The following is a 20,791-nucleotide window of genomic DNA, read 5'->3' as shown; positions in this document are numbered from 1 at the left end:
TCGGACGGGGTCCTTCGCCGTGTCCGGCGCTGGATAGGCTGTAGTCAGTCTGTACGTGTCTACGAACCAGGAGCGGCTGATGAGCGCTGTGACCCCCGCTGGAGGCGACACCGCGGCGGGCCGTTCCTGGCCCGCGGTACTGAACGGTCTGCTGGAGGGCCGCGACCAGAGCGCCGCGAGCACCGCCTGGGCGATGGACCGGATCATGCGCGGCGAGGCCACCGACGCGCAGATCGCCGGGTTCGCGGTGGCACTGCGGGCCAAGGGCGAGACCGTCCAGGAGATCACGGGACTGGTCGAGGCGATGTACGCGCACGCCAACGTGATCCAGGTGCCGGGCGACACCGTCGACATCGTCGGCACCGGCGGCGACGGCGCGAAGACGGTGAACATCTCCACGATGTCCTCGATCGTCATCGCGGGCACCGGTGCCAAGGTCGTCAAGCACGGCAACCGGGCCGCCTCGTCGGCGTCGGGCGCCTCGGACGTCCTGGAGAAGCTCGGGGTCAACCTCGAACTGACGCCGAAGCGGGTGGCGGAGGTCGCCGAGGAGGCCGGGATCACCTTCTGCTTCGCGGTGAAGTTCCACCCGGCGCTGCGCCATGTGGCGGCCGCCCGAGGCCAGTTGGGCATCCGGACGGTGTTCAACTTCCTGGGCCCGCTGACCAACCCGGCGAAGGTGCGCGCCCAGGCGGTCGGTGTCGCCGATCCCCGGGTGGCGCCGATCATCGCGGGTGTCTTCGCCGAGCGCGGCAACTCCTCGCTGGTGTTCCGCGGCGACGACGGCCTGGACGAGCTGACCACGACCGCCACCTCCAGGGTGTGGGTCGTGCGCGACGGCAAGGTCACAGAGGAGGCCTTCGACCCGCGGGACGTCGGCATCGAACCGGTGCCCGTGGAGGCGCTGCGCGGCGCCGACGCCTCGTACAACGCGGATGTGGCGCGCCGGCTGCTGAACGGCGAGGGCGGGCCGGTGCGGGACGCCGTGCTGCTGAACTCCGCGGCGGCGCTGGTGGCGCTGCGGCCGGGTTCCGGGACGCTGGCCGAGCAGCTGCGCGCCGGCATGGACCGGGCGGCGGAGTCGATCGACTCCGCCGCGGCCCGGCGGACGCTGGAGCGCTGGGTGGCCGTCAGCAACGCCTGATCCGCCCTCCCCGGCCGCGTGCGCTGCGGCCGGGCCGGGGCGACGCAGGGCCCCGGCCGAGGGGACGAGGCTAGGCGCGGTCCAGGATGCGGACCGCGCCTTGCGCTTCACGGGCCGTGTGGCAGGATGACGGACAGGTCATGAGTGACAGTCATGAGGCCCCGGCCGACTGTCCGGCAACCCTCCGTCCGTGGCGGGGTGCCCCGGGTGAGGACCAGGTCGTGGGCAACGAGGTCCACGGCAAGCGCGGACCCCTCGACGGCTCCTGAACGAGCCCAGCACCAGGGGTCCTGGTCATCGAGGGAGCCTTCCGTGAGCAAGCGAATGCGCTAGGGCGTCGAGCCCCGCCTCCGCACACCCCTTTTCCTTTCTCCGCGCTCGAGCCCGTGTGCTCGCGTGGTGATTCCGCCTTGCCGCTCACGGGAGTTCCCCATGTCCGTCTCCACCGCTGCCTCCGCCCGGACCGTTTGTGCCCCGCTGGCCGTTCTGGGCCGTGATGTCACCGTTCCGCTCGTCACGGGCGGCGAAGTCACCTATGCCGCGCTCGACTACGCGGCCAGCGCCCCCGCCCTCCAGCGCGTCTGGGACGACGTGGCGGCGTACGCCCCGTACTACGGCAGCGTCCACCGCGGCGCCGGCTACCTCTCGCAGCTGTCCACGGACCTCTTCGAGAACGCCCGCCGCACGGTTGCGGAGTTCCTCGACTGCCGTGCCGGCGACCAGGTGGTCTTCACCCGGTCCACCACCGACTCCCTCAACCTGCTGGCGGCCGCGCTCCCGGCCGGCTGCGAGGTCTTCGTGTTCGAGACCGAGCACCACGCCTCGCTGCTGCCCTGGAAGGACGCCCAGGTCACCTATCTCGACGCCCCGCGCAGCCCGCGGCAGGCCGTCGAGACCCTGGAGCGCGCCCTGGCCGACCGCGACCCTTCCCCAAGCTCTCGGCTGCGCTCGAGCAGGGGAGGCCCCTATGGCCCGGCCCTGGTCTGCGTCACCGGCGCCTCGAACGTCACCGGTGAGCTGTGGCCGGTCCGCGAGCTGGCGGCGGCGGCCCACGCGCACGGCGCCCGGATCGTCCTGGACGCCGCGCAGCTGGCCCCGCACCACCCGGTCTCGGTCCGCGACCTCGACGTCGACTGGGTCGCCTTCTCCGGCCACAAGCTGTACGCGCCGTTCGGCTCCGGGGTCCTGGCCGGCCGCGCCGACTGGCTGCGCGAGGCCGAGCCGTACCTCGCCGGCGGCGGCGCGAGCCGGCGCGTCACCCGGCGCGCGGACGGGGGAGTGGACGTGGAGTGGCACGACAGCGCCGCCCGCCACGAGGCCGGCTCGCCGAACGTGATCGGCGCCTACTCCATCGCCTCCGCCTGCAAGGCCCTCACCGAGGCGGGCTTCGAGGCGCTCGTCGCCCGTGAGCTGCACCTGATCGACACCGTCCGGGCGGGCCTCGCCGAGGTGCCCGAGGTGCGGGTCCTCTCCCTCTTCGGCGACGACGCCCCGCGGGTCGGGGTGATCTCCTTCGTGGTGGAGGGCTGGAACAGCTCCCACTTCGCGGCCGCCCTCTCCGCCGAGTACGGCATCGGCGTCCGCGACGGCCTCTTCTGCGCCCATCCGCTGGTGCGCACGCTGCTGGGCAGCGACCCGGGCAGCCAGGGCGAGTGCGGCGCTCCCGAGGCCGCGCCGGGCGAGAAGTCCCTCAACGCCATCAGGGTGAGCTTCGGCGCGGGAACGCCGGACGAGCACGTGGAGCGCTTCGTGACCGCGGTGCGGGAACTGGTCAGGGACGGCGCGAAGTGGCGCTACCGGACCGAGGACGGCCGCTGCGTGCCCGCGGTCTGACCGGGCCCGTCGCGCGGCGCCGTCATGGCCGGTCGCGCGGTTCCCCGCGCCCCTGGGGCCGCCTGCGGGCAGGCCCGCCCGAGGGGCGCGGGGAACCGCGCGCTCAGCCCTTACCGGTCCGCGGGGGAGGGCCTCAGCTGTCGAGACCGATCGCGAACGCCGCCTCCAGGTCGTGCTGGGAGTAGGTGCGGAACGCGACGTGCGTGTCCGTGCCCTCGACGCCGGGGATCTTGCTGATCCGGCCCGGGATGACCTCCGCCAGGTCCTCGTGCCGGGTCACCCGCACCATCGCGATCAGGTCGTAGGTGCCGGTGACGGAGAAGACCTCGCTGACGGAGTCCAGTGCGGCGATCGATTCCGCGATCTCGGGGATCCGGTCCACGCTGGTCTTGATAAGGACGATCGCGGTGATCACGGTTGGTTCTCTCTCTCGGCCGGGGCCCTCACTCTATGACGTGATCCCGGACCCACCAAGGCCGCGGCGGCCGGCCGGGCCGGTCAGCCGCCGTCGCCCGTGGCGGCCCTGACCTGCCGGGCCGGACCGCGGCTGCGGCCGAACCGCAGCCACGCGTACCCGAAGCCCGTGCCAAAGCCCACCAGGTGTGCCAGGTAGGCCACGCCGGGGCCCTGGGTGGCCCGGCCCGCCGCCACCCACTGCAGGGCCGCCCAGAAGGGCAGCACGACCCACGCGGGGAAGCGCACCGGCAGGAAGAACAGGAACGGCAGCAGGCTGGTCACCCGCGCCCGGGGGAACAGGTACAGGAACGCGCCGAGGACCGCGGAGATCGCCCCGGACGCGCCGACCAGCGATTGTTCGGAGCCGGCGTTGGCGGCCGCGTAGCCGAGCAGTGCCAGGTAGCCGCAGCCGACGTAGAAGAGGGTGAACTCCACCCGGCCCATCCGTTCCTCGGTCATCGCCCCGAAGACGTAGAGGAAGAGCATGTTGCCGAGGAGGTGGACCCAGCTGCCGTGGACGAACAGGGCGCTGGCGGGCGTCAGGGCCTGGCCCGGGGCGTCCCGGAACAGTTCGGCCGGGACCACGCCCCAGTGGCGGAAGTAGGCCCGCTGGACGGCCGACAGCGCGGCGCCGGTGCCGTACCCGGGATTGAAGCCGGAGGCGGGGCCGATCAGGAAGACCAGGCAGCACAGGGCGATCAGCCCGTACGTCACGGGTGCCGACGGCTTCCGGATCGCGCTGCCCGTGGTTCCGTTCCAGTCGCTGATCATGAACACAGAGCATGACGTACGGGGACGGATCAGCACAGACCGCCTCGCCGCCGTGGACGGGTGGGCGGCGAGTACCCGCCAGGCCGTAGGGTTACGAGCCACATGTTCCGGGGAGAGCCCGGTGCGTCACGGACAATGGACAGAAGGAAGGCGAACAGCCCTGATGACGGTTCCCCTGCCGACCGCCTCGACGCGGTGGCGCTGCACCCTCTGCGGCAACCTCACGCGTTTCGACGTGACCCGCTCGTCGAAGGTGGTGGAGTACGTCCATCTCGACCTCGCCGGTCAGCCCAGCGTGGAGGAGCGCGAGGTGGTCAGTGAGACGATCGAGTCGGTGCGTTGCCGCTGGTGCAACGCCGTCGACCAGGTGGAACTCGTGGACAGGCCGGGCGCCGGCTCCTGACGGGAGCGGCCCCGCACGGATATTGGGGTGTGACGGATGGTGGAGACCGCAGGCGGGGGGCCGGGCGACGGCGCCGCCGAGGTGCTCGACCGTCCGCTGCCCGACGGGGTGCGGCGCCGGGTCGTGCAGATCGTCTCGGACGGGTTCGGCGGGCTGGTCCTGACCGAACTGCCTGCCCAGTTGCGACAGTACGCCCGGTTCGCCCCGAATCGTCGGGTCAAGTTCGCGGGCAACGCCATGGCCGCGGCGCTGGAGACGGACTCGCTCTTCCGGCAGCGCATCGCCGAGAAGTTCAGGGAGGCGCAGCCCGAACTCGCCGGCGCCCTCGACTCCGGTTCGCCGCCCCCGGCCGCGGACCCCTTGGACGTGGCGGCCGCGGCCTATGTACTGCGGCCGGCCGGCTGGGTGAAGCTGGTGGCCGCGGCCGGCGAGGAGGCGCTGCGCGCGGACGCCGAGCGGGCCGACGAGGAGAGCCGAGCCGAGCTGGAACGGCTGCGCGAGGAGCTCGACCGGGCCCGTGAGCAGGGCCGGACCGAGACCGAGCGGCTGCGGGCCGAGCTGGACGCCTCGAAGCGGGAGGCCGAGTCGCTGCACCGCAAGTTGCGTTCGGCCCTCAGTGACGTCAAGCGCGGCGAGGCGGCGCTGCGCAAGGTGCACGGCGAGACCGAGGTGGCGCGGGCCGAGGCGCAGGCGCAGGTGTCCGCCGCCGAGAGCGAGTCCCGGCGGCTGAAGGCGCGCCTGGGCGAGGCGGAGGCGGCCCTGGAGGCCACCCGCAAGGCGGCCCGCGAGGGGCGCAGCGTCGAGGACATGCGAGTGCGGCTGCTGCTGGACACCGTGCTCGACGCGGCCCAGGGGCTGCGCCGGGAGCTGGCGCTGCCGCCGGTGTCGGTGCGGCCCGCGGAGACCGTGGACGCGGTCGAGCCCGGCCGGATGACCCCGAAGGACATCGCCAACCGCGCACTGTCCGAGAACGACCCGGCGATCCTGGACCAGTTGCTCGCGCTGCCGCAGGCGCATCTGGTCGTCGACGGCTACAACGTCACCAAGACCGGCTATCCCCAGATGCCGCTGGAGAAGCAGCGGCTGCGGCTGCTCGGGCAGCTCTCGCAGCTCGCCGCGCAGACGGGAGCCGAGGTGACCTGCGTCTTCGACGGCGCCGAACTGGTGGCGCCGGTGCTGCTCGCGCCGCCCCGCGGGGTGCGGGTGCTGTTCTCCAAGCCGGGCGTCACCGCCGACGAACTGATCCGTCAGCTGGTGCGGGCCGAGCCTCCGGGCCGGCCGGTCATCGTGGCCTCGACCGACCGTGAGGTGGCCGACGGGGTGGCCCGGGCGGGGGCGCGGCCGGTGGCTTCGGCGGTCCTTCTCAAGCGCCTGTCCTGAACGTCAAGTTCCGGAAGCAATGCCCGAATTGACGGAGTCGTCACGCAACGTAGCGTCAATCGGGCATCACTGCATGTGAGTTGCCGGCAAAGAATGCGGTGCGTAACCGGGATTTTTCGCCGGAGGATTTGAACTGATCACAGGAACATCACTAAGGTCAGGTTTCGAATCTCCGTACGGCTTCTCACTCAGAAGAAGGAGCTCGTCTCCGTGGCGTCCCACCGTCGACCGAAGCAGCCGAGTCGTGCACGCGTGACCGTGCTGACCACCGCAGCCGCAGCCGCCGTGGTGCTGAGCGCCCAGGGCGCCAACGCCGCGCCGAGCGAGAAGCCGACCAAGGACGAGGTCAAGTCCAAGGTCGACAAGCTCTACGACGAGGCGGAGCAGGCCACCGAGAAGTACAACGGGGCCAAGGAGAAGCAGGAGAAGCTCCAGAAGGAGATCTCCACCATCCAGGACAACGTCGCGCGCGGTCAGGCCGACCTGAACGAGCTGCGCGACAGCATGGGCCTCGCGGCCGCGGCCCAGTACCGCACCGGGTCCATCGACTCCTCGCTCCAGCTCTTCCTCTCGGCCGACCCGGACGACTACCTCGACAAGGCCTCCACGCTCGACCAGTTGAGCGGCCAGCAGGTCGAGGCGCTGAAGAAGATCCAGGACAAGCAGCGCGAGCTCGCCCAGGAGCGCGCCGAGGCCTCCGACAAGCTCAAGGACCTGGCCTCCACCCGTACGGAGCTGGGCAAGAAGAAGAAGGAAGTCCAGGCCAAGCTGGCCGAGGCGCAGAAGCTCCTCAACACGCTGACGGCCAAGGAGAAGGCGGCCCTGGCCGACGCCGACGCGCGCGCCAGCCGCTCCGCCAGCGCCCGGGTCGACCTCGGCAACGAGACCAGCGCCTCCGGCCGGGCCGCCGCCGCCTTCTCGGCCGGCCAGACGAAGATAGGCTCGCCCTACGTCTACGGCGCCTCGGGCCCTTCCTCCTTCGACTGCTCCGGCTTCACCTCCTGGGCCTACGCCCAGGCCGGCGTCTCCATCCCGCGCACCTCGCAGGCCCAGGCCAACGCCGGTACGCGCATCTACTCGCAGAGCGACCTCCAGGTCGGCGACCTCGTCATCTTCTACGGCGACCAGCACCACGTCGGCCTCTACGCGGGCAACGGCCAGGTGCTGCACGCCCCCCGCACCGGCACCGTCGTGCGCTACGAGTCGATAGGCAACATGCCGTTCCAGTTCGGCGTCCGCATCTGACCCGCAGCCCCGAGCCCCTTCGGGAGCGGTCCGCGCAGCACTGATCGGGACCGCCCGATCGGGCGAATTGCGACACCGCCAAGTGAACCCACGCCCCGCCGGTGACCTGCGTCAGCGGCGGGGCGTCACGTCGTGCGCCCCGCCGACGTCTTTGGCCGCCGCCCCGCGACGGGGCTACTGTCTGGCGCGTTTCCCCACACCGCCGTGGCACGTCCGCCCCCGGGTCGGGGGAGCGGTCCTCGTCCGCCAGCGGAAGGAGTGCGGTTTCCCGTGGGGTCCCATCGCCGCCTTGCACCGTCCGGGTTCGACCGGGGTGCCTGCGCAGCCCTCAGTGTCCTGTCGGCCGCCACAGCCGCAACGGCCGCCATCGGCGCCGTACCGGCGACGGCCGCACCGCGCGACGGCACCCGGGCCGAGGTGGACCGCCTCTACGAGGAGGCCGAGCGGGCGACCCAGGCCTTCGACAGGGCCGACGAGCGCGCCGATCTCCTGCGCACCCAGGTGGGCCACGCCCGCGACCGGATCGCCCGGCAGCAGGACCGGGTCAACTCCCTGCGCCGCACGCTCGGTTCGCTGGCCGGGGCACAGTACCGTTCCGGTGGCCTGGACCCGTCCCTGGCCCTGATGCTCTCCGGCGACCCGGACGACTACCTCGACCGGGCCTCCGTACTGGACCGCGTCACCACCCGTCAGGCCGACGAGCTGACCGAACTGCGCTCGGCCCTGCGCGAGCTCGCCCAGGAGCGCGCGGACGCGACCTCGAAGCTCGGCGAGCTGGAACGCAGCCGCCGGGCGGTGGCCACGCACAAGCGGACCGTCGAGAAGAAGCTCGCCCGGGCGCGGCGGCTGCTCAACTCCCTGCCCCTCCAGGAGCGTCTGGCCTTCGGCCGGGCCTCCCGCTCCGGCCGCGCGGACCCGTCCGGGCTCGGCTGGGCCGGACCGGCCACCGGCCGCGCGGCGTTCGCCGTCGCCGCCGCCCGCTCCGCGCTGGGCCGCCCCTACGTCTGGGGTGCCAACGGTCCCGGCGGCTTCGACTGCTCGGGGCTGATGCAGTGGGCGTACGGGCGGGCGGGGGTGCAGCTGCCGCGCACCTCGCAGGCCCAGCGGTTCGCCGGGCAGCAGATCCCGCTCTCCCAGGCCCGGCCCGGGGACCTGGTCGTCTACCGGTCCGACGCCAGCCACGTCGGGATGTACGTGGGCAACGGCCAGGTGATCCACGCCCCCTATCCGGGCGCCCCGGTGCGCTACGACCCGGTGGGCATGATGCCGATCTCGTCGGTCACCCGGGTCTGACGCCCCCCGAGCCCCGTACGATCGGTGGAATGGCTGGTCGAAGGCGGGCGATGGGATCCGCGGCCGCGGGGCTGTGTCTGCTGCTCGTCTCCCTGACGGGGTGCGGCGGGCGGCCCGCGGCCGACGGCGTGCGCGCCGACGCGCAGCGGCTGCTCGACGCACGGGCGGCCGCGGTCCTGCGTCACGACGAGTCCGCCTACCGCGCCACCGGCACCCGGGCCGGATTCGCCGCGGTGCGGGCGGTGCCGCTCGCGGCCTGGTCCTACCGGGTCACCGCCGTGCACCGCAGCGGGAACACGGCGGTCGTGGACGCCCGGCTCGGCTATCGCGTCAGCGGGTACGACGCGGCGCCGGTCACCACCGCCCGCGTCCTCGGGCTGGCCCGCGACGCCCGGGGGCGGTGGCGGGTCACCTCGGACCGGCCCGCGCAGCGGACCGCACAGCAGCTGTGGGACCAGGGCGCGGTGAGCGTGGTGCGCGGCGCCCACAGCCTGGTGCTGGGCGCCGGGCAGTCCGAGGGCACGCTGCGCTCCTTCGCCGGGCTCGCCGACCGCGCGGTGCCGGCCGTCTCTCGGGCGTGGGGCGCCGACTGGAGCGGGCACGTGGTGGTGCTCGTGCCGAAGTCGCTGGAGGGCATGGCGGGGCTGCTCGCCTCGCCCGCCTCGTCGTACCGCGGGATCGCGGCGGTCACCACGGGCGAGACCGGCGGGTCGGGCCGGGCGCCCGCGGACCGGATCATCGTCAACCCCGAGGCGTACGGGATGCTGGGCTCGCTCGGCCGGCAGGTGGTGCTCACGCACGAGAGCACCCATGTCGCCACCCGGGCCCACACCGGCGCCGCCACCCCGCTGTGGCTGTCCGAGGGGTACGCCGACTGGGTCGGCTACCGCGGCACCGGGCGCACCGCCGCGCTGATCGCGCCCGAGCTGGCCCGCGCGGTGGCCGACGGGCAGGTCCCGGCGGCGCTGCCCACGGACAAGGACTTCGGCTTCACCGGGGACGCGGACGCGCTGGCGCGGGCGTACGAGGGCGGCTGGCTGGCCTGCCGGATGATCGCCGACCGCTGGGGCGAGGCCCGGCTCGACGCGTTCTACCGGGCCGTGGGCGCGCACCGGCAGCGGGCGGGAGCGGTCGAGGACGCGATGGCGAAGGTGCTCGGGACGACCCCGCAGCGGTTCACCGAGCTGTGGCGGGAGGCTCTGCGGACGCGGCTGGGCTGAGCCCTTCGAGGTGGGCGACGGCCTCGGCGAGCCACCCGCGCTCCGCCTCGCCCGTGGCCCGCGCCACCCGCAGGATGCCCTGCCGGAACAGGTCGTCCGTCTGCTCCGCCCGCACCGGCTGCCCGTCGCGGTAGAAGAAGCTCGCGGGCGTGTTCAGGAACTCCAGCCGCCTGCGCAGCACCGCGGCCTGCTCCGCGGGGTCGGGCAGGTGCCGCAGGAACGCCAGGACCGTGTTGAAGCGCACCTGGTCGGTGATCTCCGCCGGCCGGGGGTGCCGCAGCCGTTCCAGCAGGTCCTCGCGGCCGTGCTCGGTGAGGGACAGCATCCGGCGCGGGGCCGCGCCCGCGCCCTCGGCCGTGTGCTGGTCGAGTTTGCCCGCGGTCACCAGGCGGGTGATCGCGGGGTAGAGCGCGCCGTCGCTGACCGGGCGGACGTGGCCGCTGAGGGCGGTGATGCGCTCCTTCAGTTCATAGCCGTGCAGGGGCTCCTCGGCCAGGAACCCGAGGATCGACAGCTCCAGCATCAGGTGCGGTCCCTTCTCCGGTCGCGTCGTGCGGGGTCCCGTCCGGCCGGTCCCGTCCGGCCGGTCCCGTCCGGCGGATCCCGTCTTGCGGGCCTCGGACCGCCATGGTACCTCTTATCGAGTTACCTCGTTTCGAGGTAACTCGATAAGAGGTACAGGCAAGAGGTACCGCCAGACGACTCGGCATCAGGGGGAACCACGTCGTGAACGAACACCGCGGACAGCTCGTCCGGCTCGCCCGTCCCGTCTACCTCTCGTTGCTGGCCTCCGTCGCCGCCGGGATCATCAACACCGTCTGGGTCTCCCGGCTCGGCGGCCCGGCCGTGGCCGCCGTCGCCGTGGCCACCAACACCGAGAACGTGCTCCTCGGCGTGGCCCTGGTCTTCGGCTCCGGCACCACCGTGCTGGTCGCGCACGCCAGGGGAGCCCGCGACCCGGCCGCGCTGCGCGCCGCCGTACGCGGCGGCTGGGCCCTGTGCGCACTGGTCACGCCCACCGTGCTGACCTGCTGCTTCCTGTTGCGTGAGCCGCTGGCCCGGCTGGTCCTGGGCGGCGCCGACAGCGCCGCGGTCCCCCTCGCCGTCGCCTACTTCGCCGTCTCGCTGCCGGGCATGGCCGTCTTCTTCGCCCAGAACCTCGTCGACGGCATCCTCAAGGGCACGGGCGACACCCGGACCCCGATGCGGCTCGCCCTGCTCGCCAACGGCCTGATCCTGCTCTGCGACCCGCTGCTCATCCACCTCTACGGCGTCCGGGGCGCCGCCGCCTCCACCGTGCTGTGCCGGGGCGCGGCCCTCGCGGCGGGGCTGCGGGCGCTGCGCCGCGACGCGCTGCTGCGGAGCGCGGCACGGGTGCGTCCCGCCGAGCCGACCGCCGCCGCGCTGCGCCGGACCCTGGCCACCGGACTGCCGATGTCGGCGGACTTCACCGTGCGCCAGGGCGGCGCGCTGGTGCTGGTCGCGATCGTGGCCCGGCTCGGCGTGACCGCCGTGGCCGCGTACGCGATCGCCTACAAGGTCATGTACGTCGCGACCATGGCCTTCTACGCGGTACGCCAGGCCGCCTCGATCCACACCGCGCACACCCGCGGCGCGGGCCGGGACGCCCGGCGGGCCATCGGCCGGCAGGCCGTGCTGGTCTCCGGTACGGCGGCCCTGGCCGCGGCCGTCCTGCTGGGCCTGGCCGCCCCCTGGGTCATGGCCGCCTTCGGCGCCGGGCCCGAGGTCGCCCGTGCCGGTGTGCTGTTCCTGCGCTGCGTGGGGCCCTATCTGCTGCTGATGGGCTGCTTCATCGCGCTCGGCGGGGTCTTCGAGGGCAGCGGGGGAGCACCGGCCCTGCTGCGGGTGACCGTGCTCGGCACGGCGGTCCAACTGCCGCTCGCCCTCGCCCTGTCCGGCCTCGGACTGCCCGGCATCTGCCTGGCGCTGGCGCTGTCCATGACCGTGCAGTGCGCGGCGCTGGCGGTGACGGCCGCCCGCGCGGCCCGCCGTCAGGAGGAGACCGGGGCCCCGTTGGTACGGGCCGCCTGAGCCGGGAAGGACGCCCCGCCCCCGCGGGCCACCGTCGAGCGCCACAGCCGCACGGCCGCGACGACCGTCGCGGCCACCAGCAGCCCGTTGCGCACGAACAGCAGGGTGACGCCCAGCCGGTCGCTCGACACGACATGGTCGAACCAGAGGGGGAACTCCAGCACCGTCACGGGCGCCGCCGCCAGGATCAGGGCGGCCGGCGGCCGCATCCGGGTGTCGCGGTGGCACAGGCAGACCGCCGCGACCCCGACCAGCCACACCAGGTACTGCGGGCTGATCACCCGGCTGGTGACCACGAACAGCAGCACCGCCACCAGCGCCGCGTCGGGGAGCGTGTGCGGCCGGAGGCGGGTGGCCATCAGACGCCACAGCAGCAGCCAGCCGAAGGCCGCCCCGGTCAGGGCCAGCGCCGCGGTGCTGACGACGTCCACGTACGGCCCGAGGAATTCCACCGAGCCGTAGTTGAGCAGCACCCGGCCGCTCCAACCGAAGTGCCGGGCCACATGGAAGACCAGCGAGCCCAGCGACTCCACCTCGGTCCCGCGGTCGCGCTGGAAGGTCAGGAACGCGAACGCCCCGGGCATGGCCACGGAGGCCACCAGGGCCACCCCGGCCGCCGTCACCGCCGCCGCGACCCACGCCCGGCGCCGTACGGCACCCACCAGCAGCAGCGCCGGCCACACCTTCACCAGCGCCCCGAAGCCCGCCAGCGCGCCCATCACCCGGGGGTGGCGGGTACCCGCGAGCAGCGAGGCCACCGCCACCGCGGTCACCATCACGTCGTAACGGGCGTACAGCGTCGGCCCGAGCAGCGCCGCGCCCGCCACCCACGCCCAGGCGCCGAGCGGCGAGCGGCGGGCGCGCGGGCCTGCGTACCGAAGCAGCAGCAGGACCAGCAGGTCGGCCAGCACGGCGAGGACGAAGAAGGCGGTCGGGTAGGGCAGGAACGGCAGCAGCCCGGGGGAGAGGATCGCCAGCGCGGCGGCGGGCGGGTACTGCCAGGTGACGTCGGAGAGCGGGAACGTGCCGTGCCGCAGCACCTCGTACCAGCCCTGGTAGATCACGGACACGTCGCTGGTGACGTCCGGGCCCGGGAAGACGGACACCTTGAACACGAACAGCAGCAGCGGCAGCCTGGTCGCCGCCCAGGCGACCGGCAGCCAGACCGGGGACCGTCCCGCGCCAGTGTCCACCTGTGCCCCTGTCCCGTCCGCCTGCCCTGCCGACGAGCACATGATGACCTGCCGGGCTGTGCGAGGGCCATGAAGCACGGCCGTGGACGGCAGTCCGGACCCGTTGGGTAAGGTCGGCGGCGATGGACAAGACCCTCATCGTGACGAACGACTTCCCGCCCCGCCCCGGTGGTATCCAGGCGTTCCTGCACAACATGGCGCTGCGGCTCGACCCCGAACGGCTGGTCGTCTACGCCTCCACCTGGAAGCACGGCCGGGAGGGCGCCGAGGCGACGGCCGCCTTCGACGCCGAGCAGCCCTTCACGGTCGTACGGGACCGTACGACGATGCTGCTGCCGACGCCGGGGGCGACCCGGCGGGCGGTCGGGCTGCTGCGCGAGCACGGCTGCACCTCGGTGTGGTTCGGCGCGGCCGCGCCGCTCGGACTGATGGCCCCGGCGCTGCGCAGGGCGGGCGCCGAGCGGCTGGTGGCCACCACCCACGGTCACGAGGCAGGCTGGGCCCAGCTGCCCGCCGCGCGGCAGCTACTGCGCCGGATCGGGGAGTCCACGGACACCGTCACCTACCTCGGCGAGTACACCCGCTCCCGGATAGCGCCCGCGCTCACCCCGGGCGCGGCCGGACGGATGGTCCAGCTGCCGCCGGGCGTCGACGAGAAGACCTTCCACCCCGGATCGGGCGGCGACGCGGTACGGGCCCGGCTCGGGCTCACCGACCGCCCGGTCGTGGTGTGCGTGTCCCGGCTGGTGCCGCGCAAGGGACAGGACACGCTGATCCTGGCCATGCCCCGGATCCTGGCGGCCGAGCCGGACGCGGTGCTGCTCGTCGTCGGCGGCGGCCCGTACGAGAAGGATCTGCGCAGGCTCGCCCACGAGACCGGGGTGGCCGGCTCGGTGCGTTTCACGGGGGCCGTGCCCTGGGGCGAACTGCCCGCCCACTTCGGCGCCGGGGACGTCTTCGCGATGCCGTGCCGGACCCGCCGCGGCGGGCTCGACGTCGAGGGGCTGGGGATCGTCTACCTGGAGGCGTCCGCGACCGGGCTGCCCGTCGTGGCCGGCGACTCCGGCGGGGCGCCCGACGCCGTGCTCGACGGCGAGACCGGCTGGGTGGTGCGCGGCGGTGTCGCCGAGGAGGCCGCCGAACGGATCGTGGCGCTCCTCGGGGACGCGGAACTGCGCCGCCGGATGGGCGAGCGGGGCCGGCAGTGGGTCGAGGAGAAGTGGCGCTGGGACCTGCTGGCGGAGAAACTGCGCGCGCTGCTGTAGCCGAGAAGCCGCGCGTGCCGCCTTGGAGCTCCGAACAGCCGCTGCGCCGCGGGGGAGAACCTGCGCGCACCTCGGCGGAGAAGCTGCGGGGCCTCCTCCGGCGGGAGCACTAGGCGGAGGGCGATAATCCGCCGATGCTGCGCTCATGACAGCAAAACTGATGCAGCGTCAACTGACGAGACGTCACATCCTGGGCATGGTCGCCCTCCAGACCGCCGCCGCGGCCGGTCTCACCCGGATCGGGCTCAAGTCGGCGCAGGCCGCCGAGGAGGCCGCCCCCGTCGACAACGCCCCCGCCATCGTGGTCGGTTCCGGGTACGGCGGGGCCGTGGCCGCGCTCCGGCTCGGGCAGGCCGGGATACGCACCCTCATGATCGAGATGGGGCAGCTGTGGAACACGGCCGGCTCCGACGGCAAGGTCTTCTGTTCCACCGCCGCCCCGGACAAGCGGTCCATGTGGTTCAGGACCCGCACCGAGGCACCGCTGGCCACCTTCCTCTGGCTGGACGTCGTCAACAAGGACATCACCGCCTATCCCGGCGTCCTGGACCGGGTGCACTACGACAACATGTCCGTGTACGTCGGGCGGGGAGTGGGCGGCGGTTCACTGGTCAACGGGGGGATGGCGGTCACGCCCCTCCAGTCGTACTTCGCCGAGCAGTTCCCGACCGTGGACGCGGGCGCGATGTACGGCACCTACTACCCGCGCGCCCGCGCCATGCTCGGCGTCAACACCGTCGACCCCACCTGGTTCGAGTCGACCGAGTGGTACCGGTTCACCCGGACGTCCAGGAAGGCCGCCGCCAACACCGGCCTCAGGACCACCTTCGTGCCCAACGTCTACGACTTCGGGTACATGCAGCGGGAGGCCGCAGGCACCGCCACGAAGTCCGCGCTCGCCCAGGAGGTCATCTACGGCAACAACTACGGCAAGAAGAGCCTCGACAAGACCTACCTCGCCGCCGCGCTCGGCACCGGCAACCTCACCATCCACACCATGGAGAAGGTCAGGGCGATCACGCGGGCGGGCGACGGGTCGTACGTGCTGAGCGTGGACCGGATCGACACGACCGGGGCCGTGGTCGAGAGCAAGCAGTACGGCTGCGCCCGTCTCTTCCTCGGGGGCGGCAGCCTCGGCACCACGGAGTTGCTCGTCCGGGCCCGGGACACCGGCGCGCTGCCCGCGCTCAACTCCAGTGTGGGGGCGGGGTGGAGCACCAACGGCAACACCATGCTCGGGCGCGCCAACCACATCTGGGACATCACCGGCGCCAACCAGTCGACCATGCCGGTGATGGGCATCGACGACTGGGCCAACACCGACAACCCGGTCTTCGCGGAGATCGCCCCGCTGCCCATCGGGTTCGAGACCTGGGTGAGCCTGTACCTGGCGATCACCAAGAACCCGCAACGGGCGTCCTTCACCTACGACCCGGCGAGCGACGCGGTGAAGCTCGGCTGGACCGCGGCCCAGAGCGCGGTCTCGGTCGCCATGGCGAAGAAACTGTTCGACCGGATCAACGCGGCCAACGCGACGATCTACCGGTACGACCTGTTCGGGTCGGGCGGCAAGGTGTTCGCGGACGACTTCTGCTACCACCCGCTCGGCGGCTGCGTGCTGGGCAGGGCCACCGACGACTACGGCCGGGTGAAGGGGTATCCGGGGCTGTACGTCACGGACGGCTCACTGGTCCCCGGGAACATCGGCGTGAACCCGTTCGTGACCATCACTGCGCTCGCCGAGCGGACGATGGAACGGGTCCTCGCCGAGGACATGTGAGTCAAGGGCCGTACTACTTCGTGTAGATGGCCTCGATCTCGTCCGCGTAGTCCTTCGCCACCACGTTGCGCTTGAGCTTCAGCGACGGCGTCAGGTGGCCCGACTCCTCCGAGAACTGGGAGGACAGAATGCGGAACTTCCGCACCGATTCCGCCTTCGACACCGCGGCGTTGCCGTCGTCGACCGCCGCCTGGATCGCCGCGAGCAGATCCGGGTCGTCGCGCAGCGACGTCGCGGTGGAACCCGCCGGCTTGCCGTGGTCGGCCGCCCAGCGGTCCAGGAACTCGTCGTCGAGGGTGACCAGCGCGCCGACGAACGGCCGCCCGTCGCCCACCACCATGCACTCCGCGACCAGCGCGTGCGCGCGGATGCGGTCCTCGATCACGGCCGGGGCGACGTTCTTGCCGCCCGCGGTGACGATGATCTCCTTCTTGCGGCCGGTGATCCTGAGGTAGCCGTCCTCGTCGAGGGTGCCGACGTCGCCGGTGTGGAACCAGCCGTCGGCCAGCGCCTCCGCGGTGGCGGCCTCGTTGTTCCAGTAGCCCTTGAACAGGTGCTCGCCGTGCAGCAGCACCTCGCCGTCGTCGGCGATGCGCACCACCGAGCCGGGCAGCGGCTGGCCGACCGTGCCGATCTTCTGCCGGTCCCAGGGGTTGAACGCGGTGGCGGCACAGGACTCGGTCAGGCCGTAGCCCTCCAGGACCGTGAAGCCGATGCCGCGGAAGAAGTGGCCGAGGCGCTCGCCCAGCGGGGCGCCGCCGGAGATCGCGTACTCGCCGCGGCCGCCGAGGACCGCGCGCAGCTTGCTGTAGACGAGCTTGTCGAACGCCTTGTGCTTGATCCGCAGACCGAGCGACGGGCCCGACGGGGTGTCCTGCGCCTTGCTGTAGGCGATGGCGGTGTCCGCGGCCTTGTCGAAGATCTTGCCCTTGCCGTCCGCCTGGGCCTTGGCGCGCGCCGAGTTGTAGACCTTCTCGAAGACCCGCGGGACGCCGAGGATCAGCGTCGGGCGGAAGGCGGCCAGCTCGTCGGTGAGGTTCTTGATGTCCGGGACGCAGCCCAGCTTGATCGGCGCCATCATCGGCGCGATCTGCACGAGCCGGCCGAAGACGTGCGCCAGCGGCAGGAAGAGCAGCACCGAGCACTCGCCCGTGCGGAACAGCGGGCGCAGCCGCTCCACGATGTTCCCGCACTCGGCGAAGAAGCTGCGGTGGGTCAGCACGCAGCCCTTGGGCCGGCCGGTGGTGCCGGAGGTGTAGACGATGGTCGCCGGGTCGTCGGCGCCGGCGATCGAGCTGCGCTCCTCGACGGCCGAGTCCGGGAGGTCCTGCCCGGCCCGCTCCAGCTCGGCGACGCCGCCGGCCTCGATCTGCCAGACGTGCTGCAGCGCGGGCAGCGTCGCCCGCACCGACTCGACCGCCTCCGCGTGGGCGGGGAGCTCCACCACGCAGGCGGTGGCGCCCGAGTCGGAGAGGATCCACTGCACCTGCTCCGGCGAGCTGGTCTCGTACACCGGCACGGTGACCGCGCCGGCGCTCCAGATCGCGAAGTCCAGCAGCGTCCACTCGTAGCGGGTGCGGGACATCAGGGCGACCCGGTCGCCCGGCCGGACGCCGGAGGCGATCAGGCCCTTGGCCGCGGCGCGCACCTCGGCCTGGAAGGCGGTGGCCGTCACGTCCTGCCAGACACCGCCCACCTTGCGGGCGATGACGGCGACGTCGGGGTGCTGCGCGGCGTTTCTCCGGACGATGTCGGTGAGATTGCCGTCCGCAGGGACCTCGTACAAAGCCGGAAGGCTGAACTCGCGCAAGACTGCTGCTCCTCATAGGGCGCCGGCGCCACGACGTTGTGCGATGCGACGGTGCGGTCCACGGCTCGGGCAGGTACCCAGGGGGTTCAGCCACGAGCTCGGAACCCGCTGGTTGAATTTCTGAGTACGACTGGACTGCCCGGACGTTACCCGCCGGTATGCCTTCTTCGACAGGGGGGTCCGGCGAGATGTTCGCTGCGTCACACAGATTGCTTTTGCTTGACGCACAGTAGTCCACGCATGAACTGACGAGCCAGTAAGGGCAGGTCCGACCGCCACTGTTCACCTATGCCCGGCACGCCTACTCTTGATCGTCATGGCACCCACACCAGGCGACAGACGCAGGACACGTGTCCATGTGGTCAGCGACGTGCACGGCAACGCCCGCGACCTGGCCAGGGCCGGCGACGGCGCCGACGCGCTGATCTGTCTGGGCGACCTGGTGCTGTTCCTGGACTACGCCGACCACTCGCGCGGGATCTTCCCCGACCTGTTCGGCGTCGAGAACGCCGACCGCCTCGTCGAGCTGCGCACCGCCCGGCGCTTCACGGAGGCGCGCGAGCTCGGGGCCCGGCTGTGGGCGGGCGTCGGCGCCGACCGGGCGACCGTGATCGAGGCGGCGGTGCGCAAGCAGTACGCCGAGATGTTCGCAGCGTTCCCCACCCCGACGTACGCGACCTACGGCAATGTCGACCTGCCGCCCCTGTGGCGGGAGTACGCCGGGCCGGGCACCACGGTCCTGGACGGCGAGCGGGTGGAGATCGGCGGCCGGGTCTTCGGCTTCGTGGGCGGCGGACTGCGAACCCCGATGCGCACCCCGTACGAGATCGACGACGAGGAGTACGCCGCGAAGATCGAGGCCGTGGGCGAGGTCGACGTGCTGTGCACCCACATCCCGCCGGAGGTGCCCGAGCTCGTCTACGACACGGTCGCGCGCCGCTTCGAGCGCGGCAGCCGCGCCCTGCTGGACGCGATCCGGCGCACCCGCCCCCGGTACGCGCTGTTCGGGCACGTCCACCAGCCGCTGGCGCGGCGGATGCGGATCGGGGCGACGGAGTGCGTGAACGTCGGGCACTTCGCCGGATCCGGACGGCCCTGGGCGCTGGAGTGGTGAGCGGTCGCAGGTGGGGTGACGGCGGCCCCACCCGTGCGCGGTAGCCTTCACGCTGCACACACTTGCGCAGCAGGGCGCGGCACGACGCCCTTACCGGCCCGCATCTGGAGGAGCCACGGCGATGGCGGAACACACCAGTTCGAGCATCACGATCGAGGCGGCACCGGCCGACGTGATGGGGGTGATCGCCGACTTCGCCCGCTACCCGGACTGGACCGGCGAGGTGAAGGAGGCTGAGGTCCTCAAGACCGACGACCAGGGCCGCGCCGAGCAGGTCCGACTCGTCATGGACGCCGGAGCGATCAAGGACGACCAGACCCTGGCGTACACCTGGACCGGCGCCCACGAGGTCTCCTGGACCCTGGTCAAGTCCCAGATGCTGCGCTCCCTGGACGGTTCCTACGTCCTGAAGCCGGCCGCCGGCGGCGCGACCGAGGTGACCTACCTGCTCACCGTCGACGTCAAGATCCCGATGCTCGGCATGATCAAGCGCAAGGCGGAGAAGGTCATCATCGACCGGGCGCTGGCGGGACTGAAGAAGCGCGTCGAGTCGGGCGAGAAGTAGCGGGAGACGGACGGGCGGCGCGCGGCGGTAGCGTTCACCCCCATGCGCACCATCCTGATCACGGGTCCGGGCGGCAGCGGTCGGACGACCGTCGCCGCCGCCACCGCCCTGCGCGCCGCGCGCGCCGGCACCCGGACCCTGCTGCTGGGTGCCGACCGCACCGACACCCTCGGTGCCGCCCTGGGCACGGCGACCGGCACGGCCCCGACGCAGGTCGCCCCCCGCCTCACCGCCTGGCGCCCCGACGCGGTCACCCGCTTCCACGAGGACCTCGCCTCCTTCCAGGACCGCGCCTCCTCCCTCCTGGACCTGCTGGGCGCCTCCCGGCTGGAACCCGAGGAGCTCACCCCGCTGCCCGGCGCCGAGGAGCTCGGCCTGCTGCGCGCGCTGCGGGACGCCGCGCTCTCCGACGCGCACGACCTGCTCGTGGTCGACCTGCCCCCCGTCCCGCAGGCGCTCGCCCTGCTCGCCCTGCCCGAGGAACTGCGCCGCTATCTGCGCCGGCTGCTCCCGCCGGAGCGGCAGGCCGCCCGCGCCCTGCGCCCGGTCCTCGGCCGGCTCGCCGGCGTCCCGATGCCCACCGACGCGCTCTACGAGACCACCGCCCGGTGGGACGTGGAACTCGCCGCGGTGGAGGCGGTCCTCGCCGACCGGGGCACCGCCGTACGCCTGGTCGCCGAGCCGGGACCGGCCGGCGCGGACGCCGTGCGCACCGCAGGGCTCGGCCTCGCCCTGCGCGGCCTGCCCGTCGAGTGCCTCGTCGCCAACCGGGTCCTGCCCGACACCGTCGAGGACCCCTGGACGGCCGGCCTGGCCGCCCAGCAGCGCAAGGCGCTCGCCGACTGGCGGGAGTCGTACGCCGTCCACCCCGTCACCCATCTGGGCCGCGACCCGCAGGGCGCCGACGACCTCGACGGCCTCGCCACGCCCGACGTCAATACGGCACCCGCCCCGGTCGAGTGGCCGGTGGCCGACCGGCTCGCCGAGGACGGGGTGCTGGTCTGGCACATCCCGCTGCCCGGCGCGATACGCGAGGCCCTGGACCTGGTCCGGCGCGGCGACGAACTCGTCGTCACCGCAGGGCAGTTCCGCCGGATCGTCGCCCTGCCCTCGGCGCTGCGCCGCTGCACCGTCGCCGGCGCGGCCCTGCGCGACGGCGAGCTGCGCGTCCGGTTCGCCCCCGACCCCGACCTGTGGCCGCGGACCAGGTGAGCGACGTACCGCCGTTCGGGTAACGTCGTAGGGGCGAACCGTAGTCAGGAGTGCG

The 20,791-nt window shown here is 72.9% G+C and carries 18 protein-coding genes and 1 riboswitch; of the genes, 13 read left to right on the top strand and 5 right to left on the bottom strand.

Translation table 11 applies throughout. The annotated features are described in order from the left end of the window. The first annotated feature begins 79 nt into the window (after positions 1–79). Positions 80–1,144, top strand: coding sequence for an anthranilate phosphoribosyltransferase (gene trpD / locus ACWC24_RS04475; protein ID WP_450661328.1), 1,065 nt, complete (start codon positions 80–82; stop codon positions 1,142–1,144). 136 nt (positions 1,145–1,280) lie between these two features. Continuing rightward, a riboswitch (SAM riboswitch) is annotated at positions 1,281–1,397 on the top strand. A 179-nt stretch (positions 1,398–1,576) separates the two neighbouring features. Continuing rightward, complete coding sequence (locus ACWC24_RS04470; protein ID WP_450661327.1) at positions 1,577–2,977, top strand: aminotransferase class V-fold PLP-dependent enzyme; 1,401 nt, start codon at positions 1,577–1,579, stop codon at positions 2,975–2,977. A gap of 133 nt (positions 2,978–3,110) precedes the next feature. On the opposite strand, the gene ACWC24_RS04465 is transcribed toward ACWC24_RS04470, so the two are convergent. Next, entirely contained in the window at positions 3,111–3,392 is a 282-nt protein-coding gene (locus tag ACWC24_RS04465) for an Lrp/AsnC ligand binding domain-containing protein (RefSeq protein ID WP_162468382.1), read from the bottom strand. Between the two features lie 83 nt (positions 3,393–3,475). After that, a complete protein-coding gene (locus tag ACWC24_RS04460; RefSeq protein WP_450661326.1) occupies positions 3,476–4,204 on the bottom strand; it encodes a rhomboid family intramembrane serine protease in 729 nt (242 codons plus the stop codon). 163 nt (positions 4,205–4,367) lie between these two features. Between ACWC24_RS04460 and ACWC24_RS04455 the strand changes: the two genes are divergently transcribed. From ACWC24_RS04455 to ACWC24_RS04435, 5 genes are all read left to right on the top strand, one after another. After that, the gene (locus ACWC24_RS04455) at positions 4,368–4,607 is read left to right on the top strand and encodes a hypothetical protein (protein WP_351600017.1); all 240 of its coding nucleotides are present in this window, start codon (positions 4,368–4,370) and stop codon (positions 4,605–4,607) included. Positions 4,608–4,643: 36 nt separating this feature from the next. Beyond that, positions 4,644–5,987: an NYN domain-containing protein gene (locus tag ACWC24_RS04450; protein WP_450661325.1), complete on the top strand. Its 1,344-nt coding sequence runs from the start codon at positions 4,644–4,646 to the stop codon at positions 5,985–5,987. A gap of 210 nt (positions 5,988–6,197) precedes the next feature. Continuing rightward, a complete protein-coding gene (locus ACWC24_RS04445; protein ID WP_450661324.1) occupies positions 6,198–7,232 on the top strand; it encodes an NlpC/P60 family protein in 1,035 nt (344 codons plus the stop codon). A 270-nt stretch (positions 7,233–7,502) separates the two neighbouring features. Next, positions 7,503–8,525: an NlpC/P60 family protein gene (locus ACWC24_RS04440; RefSeq protein WP_450661323.1), complete on the top strand. Its 1,023-nt coding sequence runs from the start codon at positions 7,503–7,505 to the stop codon at positions 8,523–8,525. Between the two features lie 29 nt (positions 8,526–8,554). Beyond that, positions 8,555–9,745, top strand: coding sequence for a hypothetical protein (locus tag ACWC24_RS04435; RefSeq protein ID WP_450661322.1), 1,191 nt, complete (start codon positions 8,555–8,557; stop codon positions 9,743–9,745). Here ACWC24_RS04435 and ACWC24_RS04430 read toward each other — a convergent pair. Beyond that, positions 9,702–10,268, bottom strand: a complete 567-nt coding sequence (locus ACWC24_RS04430) for a PadR family transcriptional regulator (RefSeq protein ID WP_450661321.1) — start codon at positions 10,266–10,268, stop codon at positions 9,702–9,704. The genes ACWC24_RS04435 and ACWC24_RS04430 overlap by 44 nt on opposite strands. A 203-nt stretch (positions 10,269–10,471) precedes the next feature. Between ACWC24_RS04430 and ACWC24_RS04425 the strand changes: the two genes are divergently transcribed. Next, on the top strand, positions 10,472–11,797 hold the full coding sequence (locus ACWC24_RS04425; RefSeq protein WP_450661320.1) for an MATE family efflux transporter: 1,326 nt from the start codon (positions 10,472–10,474) through the stop codon (positions 11,795–11,797). Here the strand turns inward: ACWC24_RS04425 and ACWC24_RS04420 are convergent. After that, positions 11,758–13,032, bottom strand: a complete 1,275-nt coding sequence (locus ACWC24_RS04420) for a glycosyltransferase 87 family protein (protein ID WP_450661319.1) — start codon at positions 13,030–13,032, stop codon at positions 11,758–11,760. The two genes, ACWC24_RS04425 and ACWC24_RS04420, sit on opposite strands and share 40 nt — an antisense overlap. An 80-nt stretch (positions 13,033–13,112) precedes the next feature. Between ACWC24_RS04420 and ACWC24_RS04415 the strand changes: the two genes are divergently transcribed. Both ACWC24_RS04415 and ACWC24_RS04410 read left to right on the top strand, forming a co-directional pair. Then, entirely contained in the window at positions 13,113–14,255 is a 1,143-nt protein-coding gene (locus tag ACWC24_RS04415; RefSeq protein WP_392617191.1) for a glycosyltransferase family 4 protein, read from the top strand. 145 nt (positions 14,256–14,400) lie between these two features. Continuing rightward, the gene (locus ACWC24_RS04410) at positions 14,401–16,035 is read left to right on the top strand and encodes a GMC oxidoreductase (RefSeq protein WP_450661318.1); all 1,635 of its coding nucleotides are present in this window, start codon (positions 14,401–14,403) and stop codon (positions 16,033–16,035) included. A 13-nt stretch (positions 16,036–16,048) separates the two neighbouring features. On the opposite strand, the gene ACWC24_RS04405 is transcribed toward ACWC24_RS04410, so the two are convergent. Continuing rightward, on the bottom strand, positions 16,049–17,845 hold the full coding sequence (locus ACWC24_RS04405) for an AMP-dependent synthetase/ligase (protein ID WP_450661317.1): 1,797 nt from the start codon (positions 17,843–17,845) through the stop codon (positions 16,049–16,051). A gap of 316 nt (positions 17,846–18,161) precedes the next feature. Between ACWC24_RS04405 and ACWC24_RS04400 the strand changes: the two genes are divergently transcribed. The 3 genes from ACWC24_RS04400 to ACWC24_RS04390 all read left to right on the top strand — a co-directional run bounded on the left by ACWC24_RS04400 (position 18,162) and on the right by ACWC24_RS04390 (position 20,736). After that, entirely contained in the window at positions 18,162–18,959 is a 798-nt protein-coding gene (locus tag ACWC24_RS04400; protein WP_450661316.1) for a metallophosphoesterase family protein, read from the top strand. A 121-nt stretch (positions 18,960–19,080) separates the two neighbouring features. Then, the gene (locus tag ACWC24_RS04395; RefSeq protein WP_152886504.1) at positions 19,081–19,524 is read left to right on the top strand and encodes an SRPBCC family protein; all 444 of its coding nucleotides are present in this window, start codon (positions 19,081–19,083) and stop codon (positions 19,522–19,524) included. Positions 19,525–19,566: 42 nt separating this feature from the next. Further along, a complete protein-coding gene (locus ACWC24_RS04390) occupies positions 19,567–20,736 on the top strand; it encodes an ArsA family ATPase (protein ID WP_450661315.1) in 1,170 nt (389 codons plus the stop codon). Positions 20,737–20,791: the final 55 nt, after the last annotated feature.

Source organism: Streptomyces sp. NPDC001443 (assembly GCF_053597355.1).
Note: the sequence above shows the minus strand (reverse complement) of the source record. Positions and strands in the feature narration are given on the sequence as shown.